Annotated in this window: 21 protein-coding genes, 1 tRNA gene and 1 other RNA gene; 10 read left to right on the top strand and 13 right to left on the bottom strand. The window is 57.2% G+C overall.

All coding sequences use genetic code 11. The features are described 5' to 3' along the window. The first annotated feature begins 7 nt into the window (after positions 1–7). Positions 8–1,492, top strand: a complete 1,485-nt coding sequence (gene glpK / locus NH398_RS02095; protein WP_253016186.1) for a glycerol kinase GlpK — start codon at positions 8–10, stop codon at positions 1,490–1,492. Positions 1,493–2,096: 604 nt separating this feature from the next. Beyond that, the gene (locus NH398_RS02100) at positions 2,097–2,321 is read left to right on the top strand and encodes a hypothetical protein (RefSeq protein WP_159342411.1); all 225 of its coding nucleotides are present in this window, start codon (positions 2,097–2,099) and stop codon (positions 2,319–2,321) included. Positions 2,322–2,423: 102 nt separating this feature from the next. Here the strand turns inward: NH398_RS02100 and NH398_RS02105 are convergent, their stop codons facing one another. The 11 genes from NH398_RS02105 to betI form a co-directional block, all read right to left on the bottom strand. Further along, complete coding sequence (locus tag NH398_RS02105; protein ID WP_253016197.1) at positions 2,424–4,073, bottom strand: FAD-dependent oxidoreductase; 1,650 nt, start codon at positions 4,071–4,073, stop codon at positions 2,424–2,426. Positions 4,074–4,197: 124 nt separating this feature from the next. Beyond that, positions 4,198–5,937 (bottom strand): ABC transporter substrate-binding protein, encoded by a 1,740-nt coding sequence (locus NH398_RS02110; protein ID WP_159342409.1) that lies wholly within the window; start codon positions 5,935–5,937, stop codon positions 4,198–4,200. Positions 5,938–6,019: 82 nt separating this feature from the next. After that, positions 6,020–6,292, bottom strand: a complete 273-nt coding sequence (locus tag NH398_RS02115; protein ID WP_083023748.1) for a DUF2160 domain-containing protein — start codon at positions 6,290–6,292, stop codon at positions 6,020–6,022. 11 nt (positions 6,293–6,303) lie between these two features. After that, a complete protein-coding gene (locus NH398_RS02120) occupies positions 6,304–7,197 on the bottom strand; it encodes a carbohydrate ABC transporter permease (protein ID WP_159342408.1) in 894 nt (297 codons plus the stop codon). Position 7,198: 1 nt separating this feature from the next. Then, the gene (locus NH398_RS02125; protein WP_159342407.1) at positions 7,199–8,086 is read right to left on the bottom strand and encodes a sugar ABC transporter permease; all 888 of its coding nucleotides are present in this window, start codon (positions 8,084–8,086) and stop codon (positions 7,199–7,201) included. Continuing rightward, positions 8,079–9,179: an ABC transporter ATP-binding protein gene (locus NH398_RS02130; protein ID WP_253016199.1), complete on the bottom strand. Its 1,101-nt coding sequence runs from the start codon at positions 9,177–9,179 to the stop codon at positions 8,079–8,081. The genes NH398_RS02125 and NH398_RS02130 overlap by 8 nt, the downstream gene beginning before the upstream one ends. Further along, a complete protein-coding gene (locus tag NH398_RS02135; protein ID WP_253016201.1) occupies positions 9,172–10,272 on the bottom strand; it encodes an ABC transporter ATP-binding protein in 1,101 nt (366 codons plus the stop codon). The genes NH398_RS02130 and NH398_RS02135 overlap by 8 nt, the downstream gene beginning before the upstream one ends. A 374-nt stretch (positions 10,273–10,646) precedes the next feature. Then, complete coding sequence (locus tag NH398_RS02140; RefSeq protein ID WP_253016203.1) at positions 10,647–13,133, bottom strand: acyl-CoA dehydrogenase; 2,487 nt, start codon at positions 13,131–13,133, stop codon at positions 10,647–10,649. Between the two features lie 207 nt (positions 13,134–13,340). Further along, on the bottom strand, positions 13,341–15,017 hold the full coding sequence (gene betA, locus NH398_RS02145; protein ID WP_159342403.1) for a choline dehydrogenase: 1,677 nt from the start codon (positions 15,015–15,017) through the stop codon (positions 13,341–13,343). 56 nt (positions 15,018–15,073) lie between these two features. Continuing rightward, entirely contained in the window at positions 15,074–16,543 is a 1,470-nt protein-coding gene (gene betB, locus NH398_RS02150; RefSeq protein WP_159342402.1) for a betaine-aldehyde dehydrogenase, read from the bottom strand. 10 nt (positions 16,544–16,553) lie between these two features. Next, entirely contained in the window at positions 16,554–17,177 is a 624-nt protein-coding gene (gene betI, locus NH398_RS02155; protein WP_217352957.1) for a transcriptional regulator BetI, read from the bottom strand. A 194-nt stretch (positions 17,178–17,371) separates the two neighbouring features. On the opposite strand from betI, the gene NH398_RS02160 reads away from it, so the two are divergent. The 3 genes from NH398_RS02160 to ffs all read left to right on the top strand — a co-directional run bounded on the left by NH398_RS02160 (position 17,372) and on the right by ffs (position 18,626). Beyond that, the gene (locus NH398_RS02160; protein ID WP_253016205.1) at positions 17,372–18,304 is read left to right on the top strand and encodes a choline ABC transporter substrate-binding protein; all 933 of its coding nucleotides are present in this window, start codon (positions 17,372–17,374) and stop codon (positions 18,302–18,304) included. 103 nt (positions 18,305–18,407) lie between these two features. Further along, positions 18,408–18,484 (top strand) — tRNA-Met (locus NH398_RS02165). A gap of 45 nt (positions 18,485–18,529) precedes the next feature. Continuing rightward, an RNA gene (gene ffs, locus NH398_RS02170) (signal recognition particle sRNA small type) lies at positions 18,530–18,626 on the top strand. Positions 18,627–18,918: 292 nt separating this feature from the next. Here ffs and NH398_RS02175 read toward each other — a convergent pair. Then, the gene (locus NH398_RS02175; protein ID WP_253016207.1) at positions 18,919–20,100 is read right to left on the bottom strand and encodes an MFS transporter; all 1,182 of its coding nucleotides are present in this window, start codon (positions 20,098–20,100) and stop codon (positions 18,919–18,921) included. Between the two features lie 144 nt (positions 20,101–20,244). On the opposite strand from NH398_RS02175, the gene NH398_RS02180 reads away from it, so the two are divergent. From NH398_RS02180 to NH398_RS02195, 4 genes are all read left to right on the top strand, one after another. Further along, the gene (locus NH398_RS02180) at positions 20,245–21,138 is read left to right on the top strand and encodes a LysR family transcriptional regulator (RefSeq protein WP_253016209.1); all 894 of its coding nucleotides are present in this window, start codon (positions 20,245–20,247) and stop codon (positions 21,136–21,138) included. Between the two features lie 55 nt (positions 21,139–21,193). Further along, positions 21,194–21,976: a DUF3750 domain-containing protein gene (locus NH398_RS02185; protein WP_253016220.1), complete on the top strand. Its 783-nt coding sequence runs from the start codon at positions 21,194–21,196 to the stop codon at positions 21,974–21,976. Between the two features lie 92 nt (positions 21,977–22,068). Then, complete coding sequence (locus NH398_RS02190) at positions 22,069–22,467, top strand: MbcA/ParS/Xre antitoxin family protein (protein ID WP_253016222.1); 399 nt, start codon at positions 22,069–22,071, stop codon at positions 22,465–22,467. Positions 22,468–22,478: 11 nt separating this feature from the next. Further along, positions 22,479–23,156: an RES family NAD+ phosphorylase gene (locus tag NH398_RS02195; RefSeq protein ID WP_253016223.1), complete on the top strand. Its 678-nt coding sequence runs from the start codon at positions 22,479–22,481 to the stop codon at positions 23,154–23,156. Positions 23,157–23,175: 19 nt separating this feature from the next. On the opposite strand, the gene mntR is transcribed toward NH398_RS02195, so the two are convergent. Then, complete coding sequence (mntR, locus tag NH398_RS02200; RefSeq protein ID WP_159342394.1) at positions 23,176–23,655, bottom strand: manganese-binding transcriptional regulator MntR; 480 nt, start codon at positions 23,653–23,655, stop codon at positions 23,176–23,178. Between the two features lie 153 nt (positions 23,656–23,808). On the opposite strand from mntR, the gene NH398_RS02205 reads away from it, so the two are divergent. Continuing rightward, the gene (locus tag NH398_RS02205; RefSeq protein ID WP_253016225.1) at positions 23,809–24,729 is read left to right on the top strand and encodes a metal ABC transporter substrate-binding protein; all 921 of its coding nucleotides are present in this window, start codon (positions 23,809–23,811) and stop codon (positions 24,727–24,729) included. Positions 24,730–24,732 lie beyond the last annotated feature (3 nt).

Genomic DNA, 24,732 nt, shown 5'->3' on the forward strand with positions numbered 1-24,732 from the left:
ACGCGATATGTCCTCCTTTATTCTCGCCATCGATCAAGGCACGACCAGCTCCCGCGCGATTTTGTTTGATCGCCAAGGCCAAATAGCGGCAGTTGCCCAGCAAGAGTTTCCTCAACACTTTCCGCAAGATGGGTGGATCGAACACGATCCTGAAGACATTTGGGATTCAGTGATTGCCACCTGTCGCGAGGTGTTAAGCAAAGCCAAGATAACGCCAGAACAAGTGGATGGCGTAGGCATTACCAACCAGCGTGAAACTACCGTGGTGTGGGACCGCGCCACCGGTAAGCCGCTTTACAACGCCATTGTGTGGCAAGACCGGCGCACCTCCGAGCGCTGTCAGGCGCTACGTGACGAGGGGCACACCGAGGCCGTGCAGGCAAAAACCGGCCTGTTGATCGACCCTTATTTTTCCGCCACCAAACTCGCCTGGATTCTCGATAATGTCGAGGGTGCCCGCGAGCGCGCTGCCCGCGGTGAACTGGCTTTTGGTACCGTCGATAGCTTTCTGATGTGGCGTTTAACCGACGGTAAAAGACACGTGACCGATGCCACCAACGCTTCGCGCACGGCGTTGTTTAATATTCATCACCAAACTTGGGATGACGAGCTGCTGGGACTGTTTAACGTGCCCGCCAATATGCTCCCCGAGGTGAAAGATTCAAGCGACGATTTTGGCACCGTAGAAGCCCACTGGCTGGGCGCGCCACTGCCGATTGCAGGTGTCGCAGGCGACCAGCAGGCGGCGCTTGTTGGGCAGGCGTGCTTCAAACCCGGCATGGGTAAAAGCACTTACGGTACCGGCTGCTTCATGATCGTGAACACTGGGGAAACGGCCTCGGTATCGCGTAATCGCCTGTTAACGACCATTGGCTACCGCATTAACGGCAAGCCCACCTATGCCATGGAGGGCAGCATCTTTGTCGCAGGGGCAACAGTGCAATGGCTCCGGGATGGGTTGAACCTGTTTGCCGATGCCTCGGAAACCGAAGCGCTGGCCCAGAAAACCCGCAGCGGCCACAGCGTTTATCTAGTGCCAGCCTTTACCGGGCTAGGTGCGCCCCACTGGGACCCTAAGGCCCGTGGCGCGATTTTTGGCTTAACCCGCGATACAGGTATTGCCGAAATCGTCGCGGCGGGGCTTCAGGCGGTGTGTTATCAAACTCGCGACCTGCAGCACTGTATGAACGATGACATGGAAGCCGCACCGGGCAACCTGCGTGTCGATGGCGGTATGGTGAAGAATAGCTGGGTCATGCAGTTCTTGGCCGATATGCTCAACGTGCAGGTAGATCGGCCGACGATTCTGGAGACCACCGCGCTAGGGGCTGCCTATTTGGCCGGGTTGCGGCTCGGTTGGTACGACACGCTGGAGGAGATCGAACAACTCTGGCGCTGCGAGCGCAGTTTTACGCCCTCCATGGAAGAGGCAACGCGTGAAAAGCTCTACCAGGGCTGGTTGGATGCAGTATCCCGGGTGCGCTCTACTTAACAGGGCCACCGTAAAGCGCAAACATGAACGCCGTTGACACACAGCGGCGTTTTTTTATGGCGGTTTTATAACGAAGCTATCGCCCTTGGTCGTATAGAGGAATCGTTATTTAAGAGTAAACTGCATTCGTTTTTAATCAACGGGTGTTTTTTATCGTTGGCAAGTTCGTTAGTTCCTACGGTCGTTTTTTGCCGGCCTTGTTAAAACAGTCGTTTAACTCCCTTCTTGAAAGTCTGCGTCAGCGATAACGCTTTCGTGGCCGTTATGTAGTCAAGCTACAACCCGACCTGCTGCCAATGATGCATTGTGGGCATGACAGCCGTGAACCATAGTGAAGTCATGGATCAGGGCGGTGTTTTGTTATCCCGATACGTCGCTCTCATCCTTGCTACATACCGAGGCGCTGCCGCATTACCAGGGCGCTTAAGGCGAAGGTCTTGTAACGCTTGTGACCGTTTCGCAGTTACCGAACTGGGCACTTACCCGGCCCAGCATGAGTAGCAACGTCACCATTCGTCGTTAATTAAGATGGCTGCTTGTTTATTCACTAATGAAATATCTAACAATAACGAGCAGCGGCTGACCATACCATGAGGGACTAACCATGAACTGCATCGAATTGAGCCAACAAGCCGACCGTATCGCTAGCTCTTTCAGCAAGCAAGATTTAGCCAAGCTGGTGTTGGCGCTGAAGAGTAACCGTGAGTCGCTACAGCATGCCGTTGAAGTCATCGATACCATCGATAGTCGACTGGGTTACACCCTGGAAGAGGCCTGGGATGAAGTGCTGGCAGGCGATTCACAACTACTCGTAGAACACGAAGAGTAACCCGTTCGTTCCTAAGGATACGAATACCCCGGCGTAATATCTCGCCGGGGTTTTTGTTTGCGACGTGGTGGCAGGTGACGTGTAGGGCAACGGCGTCAACGATCAGGAAAGGGTGCCTAACGCCTCTTCCGGCGGCCGCGAGGTGTCACGGTTCTCTTCGAAGTAGGTGGTGAACCGTGCCTCTGCCTCATCGCCAAAAAGCACGCGACATGCCTCTTTCAGCCCGGGAGAGTGGCGTAACTGCTCGTGGTGAACCACCAGCGACACTTTTGCCCGCCGACGCAAGAAGTCTTCAAGCTGTGTGATCATCTCATGATCCCGCGCATGCTCCAGCTCGCAGCGAATGTACTCGGTGCCTTCGATCAAAATGTCGGCTTCCGATGGGTCCTGGCGGATCTTCTCCAGCATGGGGATGGCCTGTTCAGCGTAGCGCCGCCACAGACGTGAGGAGAGGGGCTCCGAGGAGGTTGGCGCCGTCATCGCATCCAGGTTCATGCGCTTGGCTTGATCCATGAACTGCTGCTTCACCGCTTCGGGCGGCTCGCCGTACCAGTGGAAGTTAGGATCGCTGAGCGACACGCCAAGCTGCTTCACCTCGTCGGCGATTTCGTCGCCGACGTTCAAACAGTCGGTGAGCTTGCCGCCGAAAATACTGATGTGGGCACTCTCGGCGTTGGTATCGATGACGTGTTTACGGGATAGTTGAAGGAAGTCTCGGTCGCTGCCCTGGTCGGCTTTGATTGCCAGAGGACGCACGCCGCAGCGCGTCGAGATGATGTCCTCCTGGGTGAGCGGTTTGTCGAGCGTCAGACGCTTGTTGATGTTCTCCAAAACGAACGCGATATCATCAGCCGTGACATCCACCTCAGGATGCTCCATATGGGTGTCGGTGGTACCGATGCAGGTGCGGTTTCCCATTGGAATCACAAAAAATAGCCGCCCATCATCCGCAAAAAATGCCAGCACCCGCTTGGTGTCGGTTAACTGCGGCACGATCAGGTGTATACCTTTGGAGTAAAGATGCTGGTGGGTGGTTTTTTGCCCGGTGAGCGCATTGTGCTGATCGACCCAGGGGCCAGCTGCATTGATCAATACTTTGGAGCGAATAGTGAACGTACTGCCATCCATCACGTTGCGGGCTTTGGTCACCCAGGTATCGCCTTCGCGTTCGGCCCCCAACGATTCGACGTAGTTGGCCGCCACGGCACCGTAGTTGAGGGCATGGCGTACGAAGTTAAATACGAAACGGGCGTCGTTATCGTGCAGGTAAGCATCTGAGTACTCGAACCCGCCAACGGCGCCGTCGATATCGATAATAGGCTCTTCTTGCTTGATCTTTTTGGGCGAGAGCAAGCGCGGTAACTTGGTGAAGCCGTTGCCCATCAGCCAATAAAGCCAGGTGCCCGCCCACAAATAGCGCGGAGAGTGGCGGAAACCTTTGGTAATCGTGGTAAGGAAACGAATTTCTTGAACGGTAGACGGGTAGCTTTTGATTAAATGGTTGCGGCTTTTGCAGAGCTTACGTACCAACGCAAAGTCTTTGCTTTCCATATATTTGATGCCGCCCCAAACCAGGTTCGAGGAGTGCATGCTGGTACTGCCAGCAAAGTCGCCACGGTCGATCAGGGCCACTTTGGCACCTTTGCCCGCCAGGGCGGCGGCGGTTGCTGCACCATTGATGCCGCCACCGATAATCAGTGCGTCAAAGTCATCAGTGTGCAATTTCTCGACATTACGGTTACGCAGTTTCATAGCGGTTCCAATTAATTAAGAAAAAGCCCCGTGTTGGTGGCGGTCTCGACCAGTGGAGAGGGCATGGCTGCCTCCGCTGATGACACCACGGTGAATGGGCGGGCTTGCGCCCGCCCAGCAGGTTTTAGCGGGTACCGGCCGCCATCCATGCTTCCATCATTTCATCGTAAGGAACGGTCGTGCCTTGCGGCATTTCGTTCTCCAGTTTCGGCTTGGGTGCGCCTTCCTGGTCAAGCCAGTACTGCGGGTCACGCTCTTCGTTCAGCACCGGGGCGTAGCTGTCGAAGACGTTGGCGCGGGCCAAACGGTTCATGGTGCTGTCCATATCGGCCGCCAGCTTATCCAGACCTTCTTGCGGGGTGACTTCGCCACTCATGACCGGTGCCAGGTTCTGCCACCACAGCGGTGCCATGCGCGGGTAGTCCGGTACGTTGGTACCGGTGGGGGTCCAGTTGGATTCGTTCGGACTGCGATAGAACTCCACCAAACCGCCCAGTTTGGGTGCCATTTCGGTCATCTGCTCAGAGAAGATGTCAGACTCACGAATCGGCGTTAGGCCAGCCATCAGTTTTTCCAGCGAGGTGGTTTTCGCCACGGTGAACTGGGCAAACAGCCAGGCAGCGGTGCGGCGGTCTTCAGGCGTAGAGTCGAAGAAGGTCCAGGCACCTACGTCCTGATAACCCACTTTCATGCCTTCTTCCCAGTAGGGGCCGGTGGGAGAAGGCGCCATGCGCCACAGCGGATTGCCTTCATCGTCGGTCACGGCAACAGATGGATCGGTCATGTCGGCGGTAAAGGCGGTATACCAGAAGATTTGCTGAGCGATATGGCCCTGGGCGGGCACGGGGCCAGCTTCACCAAAGGTCATGCCCTGTGCTTCTGGCGGCGCGAAGTCACGCAGCCAATCCACGGCTTTCTGCATCGCAAACACCGAGGCGGGGGAATTGGTGGCGCCACCGCGACTTACGCTTGCGCCGACCGGCTGGCTCTCTTCGTTGACACGAATACCCCAGTCATCCACCGGGTTACCGGACGGTACGCCAGGGCTGCCCATGCCTGCCATGGAGAGCCAGGAGTCATGGAAGCGCCAGCCCAGCGACGGGTCGCGACGACCATAGTCCATGTGCCCGTATACCTTGGTACCATCGATTTCACCGACATGCTCGGTAAAGAACTCAGCGATATCTTCATAGGCAGTCCAGTTGGTTGGCACGCCTAGGTCGTAGCCGTAGATGTCACGGAACTGGGCTTGCAGGTCTTCACGCTGGAACCAGTCATAACGGAACCAGTAGAGGTTGGCGAATTGCTGGGTGGGTAGCTGGTAAAGGCTGCCATCCGGGCCGGTGCCATACTGCAGGCCGATGAAGTCGTCCAGATCCAGCGTGGGCAGGGTGTAGTCCGCCCACTCGTTTTCCATCGCTTGGCTGAGGTTGATGGTAGTGCCGTAGCGAATATGGGTGCCGATGGAGTCGGTGTCGTTCACGAAGCCGTCGTAGATGCTGTTGCCCGACTGCATCTGGTTCTGCATGGTGTCGACCACGTCACCTTCGCCAATGATGTTATGAGTCAGGTTGATGCCGGTCAGCTCGCTAAACGCGGGCGCGAGCACTTCGCTTTCGTACACGTGCGTGGTCAGGCCCTCGGCCACGGTCTGTATATCCATACCGCGGAAGGGTTCGGCAGCCTTGGCGAACCACAGTAGCTCTTCGATCTGCTCTTCACGGCTGAGCGTCGAGTCCTGGAAATGCTCGTCCACCAAACGCTCTGCAATTGCCCGTGCGTCGTGGTCGTCTGCCATTAGGCTCCCCGAGGCGAGCATTAGGCTAGCGGCGAGGGTAGTGAGTTTGAACTTGTTATTACGCATGTTGACCTCGTTTTGTTGTGCTCTTCCTTGATAACGTGAGCGTCCTTGATACCGCCGTACATCCGCTGAGCGTGCCGTTGGCCTAGCCCCAGCGCATCAACACCAGCAGCCATACCGCTGATAGTGCCAGTGCTATCCAGATGGATAGCGTAGTGAAGCCAATCACCCCCAGGTGAATAAACGCGGCGGAGAGTAGGCCGATGAACAGCCGGTCGCCGCGGGTGGTGCTAATGGGTAGAAACCCCTTGCGTTCGATGGTGGGGGATAAGATCTCCCACAGCGTCATCCCTGCTAGCATCGCTGCAATGGATGAAAAGAAAATGGCAGTCGGCGTCGTCCATACCATCCACGTCATGGCGCTGCTCCTCAGGTGCGGCCCAGGGCAAAGCCCTTGGCGATATGATTACGAACGAAGTACACCACCAGGATGCCTGGGACGATGGTCAGCACACCGGCGGCCGCCAGCGTTCCCCAGTCGATGCCTGAGGCAGTGGAGGTGCGGGTCATGATCATGCCGATCGGTTGAGCGTCGGTGGCCGTCAGGGTACGTGCCAGCAGCAGCTCTACCCACGAGAACATGAACAGGAAGAACAGCGTGACGCCGATACCGGAGCGGATCATAGGAATGAAAATCTTGATAAAGAAGCGCGGAAAGCTGTAGCCGTCGATATACGCCGTCTCATCGATCTCTTTGGGCACGCTGCTCATGAAACCTTCGAGAATCCAGATCGCCAGCGGAATATTGAACAGACAGTGGGCCAGGGCCACGGCGATATGGGTATCGAACAAACCTACCGAGTAGTAGAGCTGGAAGTAAGGCAGCAGAAATACCGCAGGCGGTGCCATCAAGTTGGTAAGCAGCCAGAAGAACAGGTGCTTATCGCCAATGAAACGGTAGCGGCTGAACGCATAGGCAGCAGGCAGCGCCACGCAAATCGTGATCAGCATGTTGAGCGCCACATACAGCATTGAATTCACATAGCCCATGTACCAGCTGGAATTAGTGAAAATGCCGATGTAGTTATCGAACGTCAGGTTCTTGGGCCATAGCGTCATGGAGCCCAGAATCTCACTGTTAGTCTGCAGCGACATGTTGAACAGCCAATAAATGGGCAGAATCATCAAAAACAGGTAGAGCCCCAGCAGAAACCGTGAACGGAACCGGCTGCGCGCGTTACGTTTGCGGCGCTGTGCAGGCGTTGTCCGGCTAAAAATGGTGTTGTATTTCTCGCCCTGCTGGGCGTTATCTAAGCGGTACATATCATGCTCCCCCGTGCGGGTTCTTATCTTTTTGCATGTGCATGATGGTGGTGTAGAACACCCAGCTCACGAGCAAAATGACCAGGAAGTAAATGATCGAGAACGCGGCAGAGGGCCCCAGATCCTGCTGGCCGATGGCCATGGTGGCCAGCGACTGGCTCAGGAAGGTCGTGGAGCTACCCGGGCCGCCGCCGGTCAGTACAAAGGGCTCGGCGTAAATCATGAACGAGTGCATAAAGCGCAGCAGCACCGCAATAACCAGTACGTTGGTGAGTTTGGGCAGTTGGATGTAGCGGAAGATGGCCCACTTGGAGGCGCGGTCGATACGCGCGGCTTGGTAGTAAGCCTCGGGAATCGAACGCAGGCCGCTGTAGCACAGCATGGCCACTAGCGGTGTCCAGTGCCAAACGTCCATCAAAATAATCGTTGCCCAGGCATCGCCCGCATTACGGGTGATGTTGTAGTTGATCCCTAGCTCGCGCAGACCGTAGCCCATGAGGCCGATATCGCCACGGGTGAAGATTTGCCAAATACTGCCCACCACGTTCCATGGGATCAGAAGCGGTAGAGTAATCAGAATCAGCACGGCGGACGCCTGCCAACCGCGTTTGGGCATGATCAGCGCAATGCCAATGCCCAAAGGCACTTGGATGGCGAGAATGGTCAGGGAAAACAGAATCTGGCGCACGAACGCGTCGCGCAGCGCAGAGTCGTTCAGAATGCTGTGGAACCATTCGGTACCGGTGAAGAAGCGGGCATTAGGGCCCAGCACGTCCTGAACCGAGTAGTTGACCACGGTCATCAAGGGGATGATGGCCGAAAAAGCCACCAGTACCAGCATGGGAAGTACCAGCAGCCATGCGCGGTTATTGAGTACTTTATTATTCATGGCCGATCTCCACTAGGTATTCATCGACGTAGAGCGCGATGTGCTGATCGGAAAACACTGCATGGGCAGCGTCACCTACCGGCGCGTGACCTTCAGGCAGGCGCGCTTTGAACAACTGGCCGTTCAAGGTAAAGCTCAGCAGCGAGTAGGTCCCCAAGTCCTGCAGGTTGACCACTTCAATCGGTACGCTGTTTGGCTCCGGCGAGTTGCTGACCGTAATGAACTCCGGGCGAATGCCAAGCTTGATATTGCTGGAGCCTGCGGCCGCCACGCTGCGGCTAACGGCCTCATTCACGGGTAGCGGCAGCTTGCCAAACATCACTTTGCCCGCCTGATGGGTGACGCTCATGAAGTTCATCCCCGGGCTGCCAATGAAGTACCCCACGAAGGTATGCGCCGGTTTTTCGAACAGTTCACGAGGCGTGCCGAACTGCACCACCTGACCGTCGTACATCACCGCAATTTTGTCAGCAAAGGTAGAGGCTTCGAGCTGGTCGTGGGTAACGTAGATCATGGTGATATTGAAGCGCTCATGGATCTCTTTGAGCTTACGGCGCAGCTTCCACTTGAGCTGCGGGTCGATCACCGTGAGGGGTTCGTCAAATAGGATGGCAGAGACGTCGTCACGCACTAGCCCGCGGCCCATGGAGACTTTCTGCTTCTCATCGGCGGTGAGGTTTTTGGCTTTCCGGGAGAGGAGCGGCGTGAGGTCGAGGATATCGGCAATTTCCCGAACTTTCGGGTCGACCTTGTACTCGGGGGTGTTCATGTTGCGCAGCGGGAAAGCCAGGTTGTCGTACACCGTCATGGTGTCGTAGATCACCGGGAACTGGAACACCTGGGCGATGTTGCGCTCCTCCGGCGGCAGCTCGTTCACACGGTGACCATCGAACAGTACGTCACCTTCGGAGGGTTCCAGCAGGCCAGAAATAATGTTTAGCAGGGTTGATTTACCGCAGCCCGACGGGCCCAGCAGTGCATAAGCACCGCCCTGGTGCCACACGTGATCCATCTGGCGAATCGCGTAGTCGCTATGGCTGCTAGGGCTTTTGCTATAGCTGTGCGCCAAGCCTTTTAAAGTAATCTCAGCCATGAGCAACGCTCCCTTGAGCAGAGGAGGGGATGTGCACGGTGCTGCCCTGTTTATCGAAGGCGTACAGTTGATGCGACGGGAAATAGACGTTAATCGCATCGTTCACGTGGAACTCGTGAATGCCTGCCAAGTGCAGCACCAGCGGGAAACGTTCATGGCGCACGTGCAAAAACGTTTCCGAACCGCTGATTTCCGCAACGTCGACCAGAACCGGCAGCTCTACATCATCGGCAGACTGCGGTTTGAGGGTAATGTGCGAGGCGCGCACGCCGAAGTCGTAATCGCCGGGGGCAAGCTGCTGGAGGCCAGGATCGCAAGGAAAGTGCAGCGACTGGTCAAAGGTGATGTCCGTCTCGGTCAGCTTGCCGGGCACGATGTTGATCGGCGGTTCGGAGAACATCTCGGCGCTGTGACGGCCGTTGGGTTCGCGATATACCTGTTCGGTGGGGCCGTACTGCAGTAGCTTGCCTTCATGCAGTACCGCCGTATTGCCGCCTAATGCCAGCGCTTCGTTGGGCTCTGTAGTGGCGTAAACGGCAATACAGTTGCGCGCTTTGAAGAGTTCGCGCAGCTCGTCACGCAGCTCTTCGCGCAGTTTGTAATCCAGGTTCACCAGCGGCTCGTCGAACAGAATCAGGTCGGCATCTTTGACCAGCGCCCGGCCCATAGCGGTACGCTGCTGTTGCCCGCCGGAGAGCTCTTGGGGGTAGCGGTCGAGGAGATGTTCGATATGCAGCATTTCGGCAATGCTGCCCACGCGGCGATCAATTTCCTGCTGCGGCGTTTTGGCCAGCTTCAGCGGCGAAGCAATGTTGTCGCGCACCGTCAGGCTGGGGTAGTTGATGAACTGCTGGTACACCATCGACACGTTGCGTTTACGCACCGATACGCCGGTGACGTCTTTGCCATCCATGAAAATGCGCCCGCGGGTGGGTTGCTCCAAGCCTGCCATTAGACGCATGAGCGTGGTTTTGCCCGCTAAGGTTCGTCCCAGCAATACGTTAAAGGAACCGGGTTCCAGTTCGAGATCCACCCCACTGATATGGGACTGACCCCCGACGACGTGGTCGATATTTTGCAAATGTAAGGACATGCCGATCTCGCTAGCGTCGTTGTTATTGATAGGTGGTATCGATAATTGTGTAGTGCGCTGATCGCGAGGGAGGGTGGTTGGCCGTACTTGTTTGCCGTTTATTGTGAGGCAACCGACCCATGCGATATTTTCATTAACGAAAGGCTAGTTGATCATTTGCGAACTTGCAACGCTTTTGATGGCCGTTTGTATTCGCTTTTAGGCGTAGAAAAGCGCAAAAAAGCGATTTTTCAAACGGCTGGCAAAACGGTGTGGTGCGCCATGATCGGCTCTGGGTGGTGCGCATGTTCGTTTGCTTCGTTTTAGAACATGGCAAGAGGGCAAAAAAAACCGGCCCAGAAAGGGCCGGTAGGTTGGGAGATGGCGGAAGAAGGCTACTTGACGCTGGTTTCCGTTGGCGAAGAGGCCTTGGCCGGTGCTGCGTTGTGGTCGATCAGCGTCGACTTATCATTGGCAAAGGCATCGTAAGCGAAGTCATCGACGGTCAGCATCTCCAGTACTTCGGCTTCAAAGGTGCGCATGAAGGCGGCCTCGTCGTCATTGATCAAGCCTTTTTCAAGCGCTGCTTCTACCCGTGCTTCAGGGTGGAGAGCCGTTTGCGGTAGTTCGCCTTTGGCATAGGCTTTGTTCACCGTACGGTAGATGTTCTCAGCGCGGTCGTAATCACCGAGCAACGCGTTGTAGCGTGCTAGCGGGTTGCTCACCGCGCCGTCATCTTTGTCCCAGGTGTTCGAAAGCAGCTTGCTACGCAGCGCGCTATGAGTGGATACCCGCTGGGCAATATCACGGGCCAAGTCGTCCTGCGGCTTGCGCCAGCGGCGACCCGTGGGCATGACGACGACTTTTAATACGTTACCCAGCGCACGGTTGGGCAAGTTATCGAAGATCTCGACGAACGCTTGCTCCGCGCGATGAAGGAGGAACTGCAGGCTGTAATGAAGCAGCGCCTCTTCGCCTTCTACTTTATTGCCGTTATGCCACTGCTTGAGCACCATGGAGGCGAGGTAGAGATTAGAAAGTACATCGCCTAGGCGCGCCGAGAGCATTTCGCGTTTTTTCAGCGTAGAGCCTAAGCTGGCCATGGCGGCATCCGCACACAGGCCGAAACCAGCCGAGAGGCGAGCGATATCCTGCGCGTAGCCAGCGGCGGGGCCGCTAAACGGAACGCTCGGCTTGCCAAGGCCAAGCCCCAAGGTGAAGGCGCGCGCCGCGTTGCCGAAGATTAAGCCCGCATGGCCGAAGAAGGCTTTATCGAAGGCGTTCACATCGTTGGCGTCTTTGGCGGCCAGCTCTTCCAGCACATAAGGGTGGCAGCGAATCGCGCCCTGACCAAAGATCATCAGGTTGCGGGTCATGATGTTCGCGCCTTCCACGGTGATGGCTACCGGGTTGGCACTATAGCCAATGCCCAGGTAGTTGCGCGGGCCAAGCGTCACTGCTTTACCGCCGTGAACGTCCATCGCATCGCTCAGCAGCACGCGCTGGAACTCGGTCAGCTGACTTTTCAGGATGGCAGAGGGGACCGCTGGCTTTTCGCCGTGGTCGATCAGGTTAGCGGTTTGGTACACCGTGGCCGCCGAAATGTAGGCCAGCGATGCCATACGTGCCAAAGGCTCTTGCACGCCTTCCATCTCGGCCACCGGCACGTTGAACTGACGACGCACGCGGGTGAAACCGCCGCTCCAGCCCAGCGCGTAGCGCGCGGTGCCGGTGGCACCGGAGGGCAGCGTAATGCAGCGGCCAATGGATAGACACTCGACCAGCATACGCCAGCCTTGGCCGATCATATCCGGACCACCGATGATGGTCTCCAGCGGGACGAACACGTCCTTACCTTTGATTGGGCCGTTCATGAACGGGCTGCCAATTGGGTGGTGACGACGGCCAATCTCCATGCCTTGGGTATCGCGGGGAATCAGCGCCAGGGTAATGCCACGATCTTCTTCTTCGCCCAGCAGGTTTTCCGGGTCGAAGAGACGGAATGCTAGGCCAACCACGGTGGCGATGGGCGCCAGGGTGATCCAGCGCTTCTCGAAGTTCAGGCGCACGCCCACGACTTCTTCGCCATTAATGACCTGCTTACAGACCACACCGGTATCCGGTAGCGAGGTCGCATCGGAGCCTGCACGGGGGCCGGTGAGGCCAAAGCAGGGAATCTCGCGGCCATCGGCCAGGCGCGGCAGATAGTGGTCTTTCTGGGCTTGGGTGCCGTACTTCAGCAGCAGTTCGCCCGGGCCGAGGGAGTTGGGCACGCCCACGGTGACCATCAGAGTCTCGTTGGCGGAGAGCTTTTGCAGCACCATGGATTGCGCCTTGGCCGAGAAGCCCAAGCCGCCGTACTCCTTCGGAATGATCATCCCGAAGAAGCCCTCTTTTTTCAGGTAATCCCACAGCTCTTGGGGCAGGTCGGCGCGTTCACGGGCGATATCCCAAGCGTTGCACATGCCAGCGGCTTTGGCGCACTGGTTGTCTAAAAACGCCTGCTCTTCGTCACTCAAACCGTCATCTTTAAAGTCGAGCAGCGATTGCCATTGGGGCTTGCCTGAAAAGAGTTCGCCGTCCCAAGACACGCTGCCGGCTTCCAGCGCGGTGCGTTCGGTCGCCGATACTTTGGGGGCCACTTTTTTGAAGATGGCAAAGATGCGCGGAGTGAGCCATTTACGGCGCAGCGCAGGCAGACCTGCGACGGCCACTGCAACTGCGCCGATCAATAACAGCGTGCCGATGACTGGGGCACCTAGCACTAGGCCGACTAAGCCCAATACGCCTAGTAGGGCCAGGGCGGGTGTGGCACCTGCCTCGCGACGCATCACCACGAGCAAGCCGGCAACGGCGAGCACGATGAGGAGTAAGGTGAGCATGGGGGAATCTCCGTGGGTGGTTATCAAAGAACGTATTTAAACGTATGTTTGAATATTCGCAGAGTCATTGCGCCTTGTGCAAGCATTTCACCGTTATACGTTCGCTTTATATCTTCAATGTAGCGCAGTTAGGGCATAAAAAAACGCCATGGTGAGGCACCATGGCGTTTTGACGCAGCGGGTTGGCGTACCCGTGTCGATATCGGCTTATGATACCTGCTTGGCAGGCGCGCCGTTGGCGACGTAGTAGTCGACGTTGGCACGCGGCAGGGGCTCGCGACCTCGAATGCGGTCGGCAATTTTCTCCGCCAACATGATGGTAGGCGCGTTCAGGTTGCCGGTAGGAATGACCGGGAACAGCGAGGCATCCACCACGCGCAGCCCTTCAAGCCCGTGTACCCGGCCTTGAGCATCGGTGACGGCCATCTCGCCTTCGCCCATGCGGCAGCTGCCGCAGGGGTGGTAGGCGGTTTCGGCGTGCTGTTTGACGAAGTTATCGAGCTCTTCGTCGCTTTGCACGTCTGGGCCAGGGGCGATTTCCCGGCCTCGGTATTGATCAAACGCGGGTTGAGCGATGATCTCGCGAGTCAAGCGAATCGCATCGCGAAACTCTTCCCAATCTTTCTCTTTGGCCATGTAGTTGAACAGAATGCTCGGTGCCGCGTGGGGGTCTTTGGACGTGAGACGAATACGGCCGCGGCTTTCTGAACGCATGGAACCTACGTGGGCCTGGAAGCCATGCGCTTGAACGGCACTCTTGCCGTTGTAGCTAATGGCGATCGGCAGGAAGTGGTACTGCAGGTTCGGCCACTCCTCGTCATCGCGGCTGCGAATAAAGCCACAGGATTCGAACTGATTGCTCGCGCCCACGCCCGTGCCGTTAAACAGCCACTCGGCCCCAATCTTCGGCTGGTTGTACCATTTCAGCGCCGGGTAGAGCGAAATCGGCTCCTTGCACTCGTACTGAATGTACATTTCCAGGTGGTCTTGCAGGTTTTCGCCGACGCCCGGCAGCTCATGCACCACGGGAATGCCTAGCTCTTTCAGCCACTCTGGGTTACCCACGCCGGAGCGCTGGAGAATTTGTGGCGAGGCAATCGCGCCACCGCACAGCAGCACTTCACGGCGTGCGCGAGCCTGTTTGGGCTGGCCTTTTTGCTCGTAGCGCACGCCGACGGCGCGCTTACCATCGAATTCGATCACGTCGGTGACGGCGTGGGTTTCGATGGTCAGGTTGCTGCGCTGTTTGGCTGTGTCCAGGTAGCCGCGAGCGGTCGAGGCACGGCGGCCTTTCGGCGTCACGAAGCGGTCCATCGGGCCGAAGCCCTCTTGCTGGTAACCGTTGACGTCGTCGGTTTCCGGATAGCCCGCTTGCTTGCCCGCCTCAATAAAGGTGCGATAAAGCGGGTTGTTGCCCGCTTTGGGCGTGGTCACGCTAACGGGGCCATCACCACCGTGGTAGTCGTTCGGGCCAATATCGCGGGTTTCGCACTTTTTGAAGTAGGGCAGGCAGCTCAAGTAGTCCCACTCCGCCAAGCCGGGCTGTTTGGCCCAGTTGTCATAATCCAACGCGTTGCCACGGATGTAACACATGCCGTTGATCAGCGAGGAGCCGCCGAGGCCCTTGCCTCGGCCACACTCCATGCGGCGGTTGTCCATGTGCGGTTCGGGATCGGTTTCGAACGCCCAGTTATAACGCTTGCCCTGCAGCGGGTAGGCCAGGGCTGCGGGCATTTGGGTACGAAAATCGAAACGGTAGTCAGGTCCACCGGCTTCCAACAGCAGCACGCTGACATCGCTATCTTCGGTCAGGCGCGTGGCCAGCACGTTACCTGCTGAACCAGCACCAATGACGATGTAATCAAACTCGGTTGCTTGAGACATAGGGGTTCTCTCATCAAGAAAGGGGAGTGGCGTGTTCGAAAAGCTGTGCTCCGCCTTTAAAACACGGACTCGAACGGCCCCATCTCGATCTGCACGGACTTGGTCTGGGTGTAGTGATTCAGCGTTTCCACGCCGTTTTCACGGCCAATACCGGACTCTTTATAGCCACCGACCGGCATTTCAGACGGGGATTCGCCCCAGGTGTTGACCCAGCAAATGCCTGCTTCCAACTGATGAATGACGCGGTGCGCGCGGTTCAGGCTTTCGCTGAAGACGCCAGCAGCCAGGCCGTACTTGGTGTCGTTGGCGCGGCGGATCACTTCGTCTTCGTCATCAAAGGCGAGTACTGACATCACCGGGCCAAAGATCTCTTCTTTGACAACGCGCATCTCATCGGTGCAGTCGGTGAATACGGTGGGGGCTGCCCAGGCGCCTTTGGCCCATTCGCCGCTGTTCCACGCGTCGCCGCCGGCCAGCACGCGTGCGCCTTGCTCTTTTCCGAGCGCGATGTAGGAGAGCACTTTTTCCTGATGCTCGAAGCTGACGAGCGGACCGAAATTGACGCTTGGGTCCATCGGGTCGCCCGCTTTAATACGCGCTACACGCTCTACCAACTTGGCTTCGAACGCGTCTTTGACGCTGCGCTCGACGAACACGCGGGTGCCGTTGGTGCAGATTTGGCCGCTGGAGTAGAAGTTCGCCATCATGGCGGCATCGGCCGCGCGGTCAAGGTCCGCGTCTGCAAACACGATCAGCGGAGATTTACCGCCGAGTTCCATCGTCACGTCTTTCAGCGTGGAACCACCGGCAGCGGCCATGACCTTTTTGCCAGTGCCCACTTCACCCGTGAACGAGACTTTGGCAATGCCTTCGTGCTCGGTCAGCATGGCACCGACGCGGCCATCGCCCTGCACCACGTTGAACACGCCGTTCGGTAGGCCTGCTTCGGTGAAAATTTCGGCAAGCTTCATCGCCGTCAGCGGCGTCACTTCGCTGGGCTTGAACACGATAGCGTTCCCCGCTGCCAGCGCCGGAGCCGCTTTCCAGCAGGCGATTTGAATCGGGTAGTTCCAGGCACCAATGGCGCCAATCACGCCCAGCGGTTCGCGGCGGGTATAAACGAACGAGCTGTCACGCAAGGGAATTTGGTGGCCCTCAATGGCGGGGGCGAGACCTGCGTAGTACTCCAGTGCATCGGCACCGGTCACGATATCGACGCTGGCGGTTTCGCTGATGGGCTTGCCAGTATTGCGGGTTTCCAGCTCGGCAAGCTCGTCGTTGCGTTCACGAAGAAGCGCCACGGCACGTAGCAGGATGCGCGAGCGCTCCATGCCAGTCATCGCGGCCCATTCACGCTGGCCACGCTGTGCAGCTTGAACGGCGCTGTCGACATCGGCTTGGCTCGCTTGGCCAATTGTGGCCAGCAGGCTGCCATCATAAGGGTTGGTGACGGTAAACGTTTCGCCGGAGGTGGCATCAACCGGGCGACCATCGATGTAGAGGGGCTGTACGTCTTGAGCGGCCATGCTGATCTCCTTAATAAAGTTCGGCAGTGGATGCATCTTGAAAGCATCCGTAATGTGTCAGTAACTGGTCGAGATAGGTGTGCGCAAGATGGCGCGCTTCTGCGGCATCTAGGCCTTCCGGGGCCAGCGCGCCGCGAAGCCACAGGCCATCGATCATGGCAGCCAAACCACGGGCCGCGTTGCGAGCGTCGGCGCGCGGCATGACCCGATGGAACTGGTGGCAGAGATTGGCGTACAAGCGGCGGTCGTTAACGTATTGAAGACGTTGCAACACCGGCTTGTGCATGCTGCTGGCCCAGAAGGCAAGCCAGGTCTTCGCGGCGGGCCCGGTGACCTGGGTGCGGTCGAAGTTGCCCTCGATGATGGCGCCGATGTGAGCGCGTGGAGAGTCGTCTTCCAACGCATGGCGTCGTGCCGCGACGGCATCGCTTAGATCCGTCAATATTTGACGCATGGTGGCTTCGAGCAGGCCATCCTTGCCGCCAAAATAGTGGCTAATGATGCCGGCAGAGACACCCGCATGGCGGGCGATGCGCATGACCGTTGCCTCGGCCAGTCCCACTTCGTCAATGGCCGCCATCGTAGCCTTGATCAACTGTTGGCGGCGTATTGGTTCCATTCCCACCTTAGGCACAGCTATCTCCTAATGACGTTGAATGCCCATTGGCTCCTCGCCTTGAAAAGCAGGAGTAGGCATGGTTACCTGAATATGATGGCATTTTTTTATTGAACGTTCAATCAATAAAAGTGTGTCGAGCAGTTTCTCGCCTCTGCATTGCTCGCCGTAGAGCGCGTTTCAATAAAACAGATAACGAGGAAAGACGACGAATGAAACAGCTAACCAAACGCCATATGAGTGCTCTGTTCGTGACCGCTTGCCTGCCGATGACGGCCGCTGCCGATGAGTGTAGTCGCGTGCGCTTCGCCGAGGTGGGCTGGACCGATATCACGGCTACGACCGCCTTGGCCAGCGAAGTATTGGAGGCGCTAGGCTACGAGCCCCGTGTCGATACGGTCTCGGTCCCCATTGCCTACGCGGGCATGCGCAATGACGATTTCGACGTCTTCTTGGGTAACTGGATGCCCTCCATGGCGTCCATTAGCGATCCCTACATCGAGCGTGGCGACGTCGAACGCTTAACGGCCAACCTCCAAGGTGCCAAGTACACGCTGGCAGTGCCGCAATACGTGTACGACTCTGGGGTGACCTCGGTGAACGATTTGGCCGAACATGCCGATCGGTTCGAGCAGCGCATTCATGGCATCGAAGCGGGCAATGATGGCAACGAACTCATTCAGCAAATGATCGACGATGATGCATACGGGCTAGGCGATTGGCAGGTGATCGACTCCAGCGAGGCAGGCATGCTGGCCGAGTTGAGCGCACGGGTTCCCAATGAAAAGTGGATGGTTTTCTTGGGTTGGGAGCCGCACCCCATGAACACCAATTTTGAGATGGCGTACCTGTCTGATGCAGACGACTACTTTGGCCCGAATCTCGGAGGTGCGACGGTCTACACCAATACTCGTGCTGGTTTCGTTGAGTCCTGCCCGAACGTCGGTGAATTGCTGAGCAACATGACGTTCACGCTGGAGATGGAAAACCAGCTGATGAGCGCCATCATGGACGAGGGTGTCGAACCTCGCGAAGCGGCGCGTACGTATCTCAATGATCACCCGGAAGTACTCGAGGCTTGGTTAGAAGGCGTGACCACGCGTGAAGGTGAAGAGGCACTGCCTGTTGTCAAAGCGGCGCTGTAAGCCCGTTTGCGCTTAGTGAATCGCACGATGAAAAAAGGCAGGCCGTTTCGGCTTGCCTTTTGACGCTAATATAGGCATACTCTGCACCCGCTGATGTCGAAAAGGCTACGTAGCTCAGCTGGTTAGAGCACATCACTCATAATGATGGGGTCCCCTGTTCAAATCAGGGCGTAGCCACCAATCAGCGCCAGTATGCGGCTCAAAAGCATACGATTATGGTGGCCCCTTAGGTCCTCCCGCAACGCTAAACTGCGAACCCCGCCAGGCCCGGAAGGGAGCAACGGTAGTGGTGGCTGCGTGTGCCGGGATGTGGCTTTTGGGGCCGCCTCCATTCAGTTGTACCTTTTCCCTCCTCTCCAGATGTCGACTTCTTCGCTTTGCGTCGGCGTTGTTGGTCGCTATCCACACTATTCCTTGTCGCTAAAGCTCCTTTTGGTTCTGCTAGCCAGCTTGGCAGGGCGCGTGTTTCTTCGTCTTGCGCGCACGAAAAAAGCCACTGCCGGGCGCTGCCTCTTCTTGCAGATGGCTGAGAAGAGATCGGCCGGACAGTGGCTTAGTGCTACGGGGTATAGAAGATCAGTCGTGCGGGAGGCTCATGACGTCTTCAACGGGCCTTAGCGTGCAGTAACAGCGCTTTCTCTTTGGCGATCCCAGTGGCCGGAAAGCCGTGTGAGCGCCAGGGCAAGCGCAACGATACCCGCCCCCATCCAGGCCGTGTCGGTGAGCTGCATTCCATCGACGACGTAGCCACCGATGACAGAGCCCAGCGCAATCCCAATGTTGAACGCGGCGATGTTCAACCCTGACGCGATATCGACAGCTTCAGGGACGAAGCGCTCGGCTTGCTGTACCACATACACTTGCAGCCCCGGTACGTTACCAAACGCAAAGGCTCCCCAAATCAGCACCGTCAGCACGGCGGCGATGGGATGTGCCGCTGATAGAGTCAGCATCAGTAAAATGGCGATGAGGCCCGAAAAGATTACTGTCAGCGCACGTATGGGCCCCATGCGGTCCGCCATTTTACCGCCGTAGATGTTGCCGAAGGCGACAGATACGCCATAGACCAGCATGATCAAGCTCACGGCATTATTTCCAAAGTCACTCACCTCTTGCAGGATGGGTGCCAAGTACGTGAATGCCGTGAACGTGCCGCCATAGCCCAGAATAGTGATCAGGTACACGAGCAGTAGGCGAGGATGCGTAAGCACCTTGAGCTGTTGGCCGAGGGTCGCCGGCGCGGACTTTTTCAAGTTGTTGGGGACGAGGAGGGCGCTGCCGATCAAGGCGATTAGGCCTAGAGACGACACCACCAAGAAGGTGGCGCGCCAACCGAAGTTTTGTCCAATCCACGTGCCTAGCGGTACGCCGGTCACGAGCGCCACGGTAAGACCTGTGAACATGATGGCAATCGCGCTCGCTTCTTTATCTTTGCTGACCAAGCTGGTGGCAATGGTCGAGCCGATAGAGAAAAAGACGCCGTGGGCAAGCCCCGTCAAAATACGTGCGGTAATCAACGAGCCGTAGCCCGGCGCTTGCCAGGCCAGCAAGTTACCGACGATGAACAGCGCCATCAGGCCGAGCAGCACCAGCTTGCGATTCATACGACCAGTGAGGGCGGTCAGCACCGGTGCGCCAACGGCAACACCAGCGGCGTAGAGGCTTACTAACAGTCCTGCCGAAGGCAGCGAAACGCCCAAGTCTTGGGCGATGGTAGGCACCAATCCGACAATGACGAATTCGGTGGTGCCAATAGCAAAGGCACTGAGGGTCAGTGCGAACAGTGCAATAGGCATGGCAAATCTCCTGTAAAGAAGGGATGTAAAAAGGGGAACGACGTAACGCTGCGGAGTTTGCGCCGGATGCCTTATGCGATAAACAGTACTAAAATAGAAACACTTTTACGTTATCGACAATAATGTGTGCGCTAGGAGTTCATCATGTTGAGCCGCACCGAAGATCTGCAGCTCCTGGTTGCCGTCGTGGATAGCGGTGGTTTCAGCGCAGCGGCCCGGCAGATGGATGTGCCCGTCGCCAAGGTCTCCCGTGCCGTGCAGCGTTTGGAGCAGCGGCTGGGTATCCCATTACTGAACCGTACGACCCGCAGTGTGACCCTCACCAGTGAAGGGCGCGCCTTTATCGAGCGGGTCAGGGTGGGTTTGAGCGCGCTTGAAGAAGCCGAAGAGGCGATGCGATTAAGCCAGGTGCGCCCGAGTGGGCGGCTTAGAGTCGATGCGGCGACGCCTTTCGTACTGCATCAACTGGTGCCTTTGATTGGCGCATTTCGCGATCATTATCCGGGTATCGAGCTCGAGCTATCCGCCTCTGATAGCATCATCAATCTGTTGGAGCAGCGTACGGATGTCGCGATCCGCATTGGTGGGCTAGAGGACTCCACGCTTCACGCTCGCCTGCTGGGGCGCTCGCCGCTGCACCTAGTGGCAAGCCCTCATTACTTGGAGCGCCACGGTGTGCCGATCAGCCCGACAGCATTGCGAGACCACCAGCTACTTGGGTTTCTGAACGCAGACAGTCTGGATCGCTGGCCGGTCGAAGGGCTACCGCAGGAAGGCCCCAATATTCAAGCGCACCTGCGAACCTCGAGCGGTGAGGTCATGCGGCAGCTGTGCTTGGCAGGCGAGGGTATCGCTTGTATGTCGCGGTTTATGATTCGTCACGACTTAGAGAAAGGCGCGCTGGTGGGGTTGATGATGGATCGTATGATCAGCCCGAACTCCCGTGAAATGGTTCAAGCGGTCTATTACCGTAATACGGCGCTTTCGGGCAGAATTGGTGCGTTTCTCGATTTCGTGGCACCTCGATTAAGGCTTTGATGATGAATCCTTTAATGCGCGTCGTTCCTCGTATGCTCTTGATGTGGATACCCCGATGAAAACCGTATTGCGTTGGCTGGCTGCCGTAATGGCACTGTTGGTCTTATTGCTGGCTGGGCCGGTGTGGATATTGGCCAGTAACCAGGTCATTACCGATGGCCACTGGTCGAATCTCGACCGTTCGTCTGCGGGATTGGCGCCCCATCCTGATCGCGTCCAAGACGCCGTCGTACAGGTATACGCGGCACGTGCCTATAGCTGGCGCGGAGCCTTTGGTGTGCATATCTGGATTGCGACAAAAGCAGAGGGGGCGCGAGAGTATCAGCTGCATCAGGTGTTGAGCTGGCGCCGCCCCACGGTGGTTTCTTCCATCGACACGCCTGATCGCGCTTGGTTTGGGCATCCGCCTGAGCTTCTCGCCGATTATCGAGGTGCTGAAGCCGCTGAATTAATACCTCGTATTCAAGACGCTGTGGCGCGCTATCCGCAAGCGGATTTGTACCGAGTTTGGCCTGGCCCCAATAGCAACAGCTTTATTGCCTGGGTGATACGCGAAGTCGAGGGCTTTGAGGTTGCGCTGCCGACCACGGCGGTGGGTAAGGATTACCTCTTCAATGGTGTCGTTGCTCCCGCCCCCAGCGGAACTGGATATCAACTGTCGCTGGGAGGTGTGGTGGGGATCATGCTGGCGCTGGAGGAGGGCATTGAGCTCAACCTGCTGGGTATGAGTGTCGGCATCGATATCCTGCGCCCCGCCCTCAAATTACCTGGCATCGGCCGGTTGGGTATGCCTGCCAAGGTGGCGGGTGGCGGTCACACATCCTCGGTGGCACTGTGATCTAGCCATGCAAGCCCCATTGCGTGTGGAAATGTATTCTCAGACACTTTTATCCTATAATAGTGTTTGTAGATACTGAGTCAGGAAGTGCAATGCAAACAGCGCAAAAGTTTGCCCAGAATAAGGCAGCCGCCGCGGTGGGCCTCAAAGCAGCGGTACGCATTCTAGAGAAGTGGCGAGCCTCGGGAGAGCAGGGGGAAGCGATTCTACGCGTCTCTCACAGTACCTACGCTCGAGCTCGGCGCGGCGATCTGGCAGCGATCAAGCTGGATAGTGACCAGCTAGCGCGCATCAGCTACGTGCTGAACATCCATGCGGCGCTGCGTGTGGTATTCGATAACCCCGACAACCTGTACGGGTTTGTGAACATGGTCAATCACAACCCCTATTTCAATGGTCGCACGCCCATGGCCATCATGGGGACTGGGGATTTTGCCGCGCTTTACGAAACGTATAAGCGCATCGATAGCCTGCGGGGTGGTCAGTGGTAAAGGCGGCTGATTTGCCCGTACTGCCAGCCCGTGATGTGATCGGCTATCGATTGGTCAACAGTAAGTTTCCGCCGATCGATCTGTTCGATGATGTAGCTGACCCCGACGAGTTCGCCGCTCTCCATGCACTTCAATCACTCACCAATCCGCGTTTGCAGAATGAGGTAGGTGACCTGGCGCTGCTGCCGCTCGAGCAGATTCCTTTCGGTATTCGTGGCTGTTCGTATGCCGTGGCCCCCTTTACGCATATCAATCCAGAAGGATCACGTTTTAGCGACGGCAGTTTTGGCGTGCTGTACCTTGCCGATACGTTGGAAACCGCGATTACGGAAGTCAAGCACCATCAGCAAGCGTACTGGCAGCGCGTGCCCGAGCTGCGCTATGAGCGGTTCGTTTTTCGGGGATTGAGAGGCACCTTCAGGGAGGTGTCAATAGGCGATGCGCTGACGCTGCCCAGCGATCATCTCGTCTACGCACCCGATCACTATACGGCGTCGCAGCCGTTCGGTGCAGACGTTCGGCGTACGTTGAACGGCCTTCGTTACCATTCGGTGCGCCGACCCGGGGCGCACTGCTGGGCGCTCATGACGCCGCGCCATGTGACGGACATTATCCAGACCACTCACCTAGAGATGATCTGGAACGGCGCCATCACCCAGGTGAATCATCTACGTGTCACCCAGCCATAGAGGCGTGCGGAAAAGAGGCTCAGTTATTTTGCTGCTGGTCGGTATAGCGCTGCATGATCGTGAGCGTCTCATCGCTAACATGGTGTTCCATCCCTTCTGCATCGATGCGGGCAGTGCTGTCGTCCACCCCCAGCGCTCGCAAAAAATGCAGCACGATATCGTGACGCGCACGGGACGTCTCCGCCATTTTTTGACCCTCATCGGTCAAAAACAGCGAGCGATACGGCTTGCTGGTCACCAAACCTAACTCGTTCAAGCGACGAATCATTTTCGACACCGTCGCTTGGCTGACGGCCATTCGGTTAGCAATATCGGCCGCGCGGGCCTCGCCGCGATGACGAATCAGGTCGCCAATCAATTCGACGTAATCTTCGATTAGCTCCGTTTCGTGGGCGTTGCGCACGGCCTCGTATTGCTGGGCGTGCTGTTCCACTGGCGGCAGCGCATCACCGCTGTGTCCGGAGGGAGGTGGGGTGCGCCGCTGTTGGTGATCACTCATTGGCAAAGGTTATCAAAGTTAGTGGAAACGTTAATTGGCGATGGTAGCGCATTTTTCACGATAATTGTTAGCCAAGGCTAAACTGTTTGCACAATGCTTTTTTGTTGAGCTAAAGTTATCAGTAACGCGAGCCTAGCACAGAGGAGAGATCCAGTGGCTAAACCATACTTGCTAGCAGCCTTGGGCGTGTCGTTCGCCTGGTGTGGCGTTGTGACCAGTGCTCAGGCCGATGAGTTGCAAAACCCGCCCATAGAGATTGCCGTGACGTTTTCGGTTCTTGGCGACTTGGTGAAGAAAGTGGCCGGTGATGATGCGAACGTCACGGTGCTGACACCGGTTAACGCCGAAGTGCACGAGTGGGAACTTACCCCTGATAATTTTGCTGCGCTCGAAGATGCCGATGTGGTTTTTTATAACGGCTATCAGCTAGAGCAGTGGATGCGCCAAGTATCGGCGACGGTCAATGACGACGTACCCATGATCGCTGTGGCAGAGGCGTCGGGTTACCCGACGCAAACGATCGTCACCGGTGAGATGGAAGGCGACGTGGACCCGCACATGTGGATGGATCCTCGGGCTGCCAGTAGCTACGTGCAAGCCATCGCCAACACGTTGGAGGATCGCTTGCCCCATCAAGCCGATGCGATTCAGCAGCGCGCAGCGGCACTGGAAGCACAGCTGCATGATCTGCATGTCGAACTTCAAGAAACGCTCGAAGCCATTCCCGAAGAGCGCCGCGTACTGCTTTCCAGTGAAGCGGCCTTTCTCTATTTTGCCGATGCGTATCAGTTCGAGCACGATGGTATTTGGGGTACCAATGCCGAAACAGAGGGCTCCCCACGGCAGTTGATGTGGGTCATCGACCGAATCAACGAACGCCAACCGGCGGCTCTCTTCTGGGAAAGTACGATTTCTGACCGCCATGTGACCAGTATCGCACGTGACACCGGACTGCCCGTTGCCGGACCGCTATATGTCGACTCTTTGAGTGAGCCTGACGGGGAGGCTGCCGATTACTTTGCCATGCAGCGTCATAACGTTGCGTTGCTGCGTCGCTACTTGGCTACCGAGTAAATC

Source organism: Halomonas sp. CnH100-B (assembly GCF_024124605.1).
Lineage (GTDB): Bacteria > Pseudomonadota > Gammaproteobacteria > Pseudomonadales > Halomonadaceae > Vreelandella.

Coding starts and splice junctions, on each gene's coding strand:
- glpK (WP_253016186.1), top strand. CDS start 8: ATGTCCTCCTTTATTCTCGCCATCGATCAAGGCACGACCAGCTCCCGC.
- NH398_RS02100 (WP_159342411.1), top strand. CDS start 2,097: ATGAACTGCATCGAATTGAGCCAACAAGCCGACCGTATCGCTAGCTCT.
- NH398_RS02105 (WP_253016197.1), bottom strand. CDS start 4,073: ATGAAACTGCGTAACCGTAATGTCGAGAAATTGCACACTGATGACTTT.
- NH398_RS02110 (WP_159342409.1), bottom strand. CDS start 5,937: ATGCGTAATAACAAGTTCAAACTCACTACCCTCGCCGCTAGCCTAATG.
- NH398_RS02115 (WP_083023748.1), bottom strand. CDS start 6,292: ATGACGTGGATGGTATGGACGACGCCGACTGCCATTTTCTTTTCATCC.
- NH398_RS02120 (WP_159342408.1), bottom strand. CDS start 7,197: ATGTACCGCTTAGATAACGCCCAGCAGGGCGAGAAATACAACACCATT.
- NH398_RS02125 (WP_159342407.1), bottom strand. CDS start 8,086: ATGAATAATAAAGTACTCAATAACCGCGCATGGCTGCTGGTACTTCCC.
- NH398_RS02130 (WP_253016199.1), bottom strand. CDS start 9,179: ATGGCTGAGATTACTTTAAAAGGCTTGGCGCACAGCTATAGCAAAAGC.
- NH398_RS02135 (WP_253016201.1), bottom strand. CDS start 10,272: ATGTCCTTACATTTGCAAAATATCGACCACGTCGTCGGGGGTCAGTCC.
- NH398_RS02140 (WP_253016203.1), bottom strand. CDS start 13,133: ATGCTCACCTTACTCCTCATCGTGCTCGCCGTTGCCGGCTTGCTCGTG.
- betA (WP_159342403.1), bottom strand. CDS start 15,017: ATGTCTCAAGCAACCGAGTTTGATTACATCGTCATTGGTGCTGGTTCA.
- betB (WP_159342402.1), bottom strand. CDS start 16,543: ATGGCCGCTCAAGACGTACAGCCCCTCTACATCGATGGTCGCCCGGTT.
- NH398_RS02160 (WP_253016205.1), top strand. CDS start 17,372: ATGAAACAGCTAACCAAACGCCATATGAGTGCTCTGTTCGTGACCGCT.
- NH398_RS02175 (WP_253016207.1), bottom strand. CDS start 20,100: ATGCCTATTGCACTGTTCGCACTGACCCTCAGTGCCTTTGCTATTGGC.
- NH398_RS02180 (WP_253016209.1), top strand. CDS start 20,245: ATGTTGAGCCGCACCGAAGATCTGCAGCTCCTGGTTGCCGTCGTGGAT.
- NH398_RS02185 (WP_253016220.1), top strand. CDS start 21,194: ATGAAAACCGTATTGCGTTGGCTGGCTGCCGTAATGGCACTGTTGGTC.
- NH398_RS02190 (WP_253016222.1), top strand. CDS start 22,069: ATGCAAACAGCGCAAAAGTTTGCCCAGAATAAGGCAGCCGCCGCGGTG.
- mntR (WP_159342394.1), bottom strand. CDS start 23,655: ATGAGTGATCACCAACAGCGGCGCACCCCACCTCCCTCCGGACACAGC.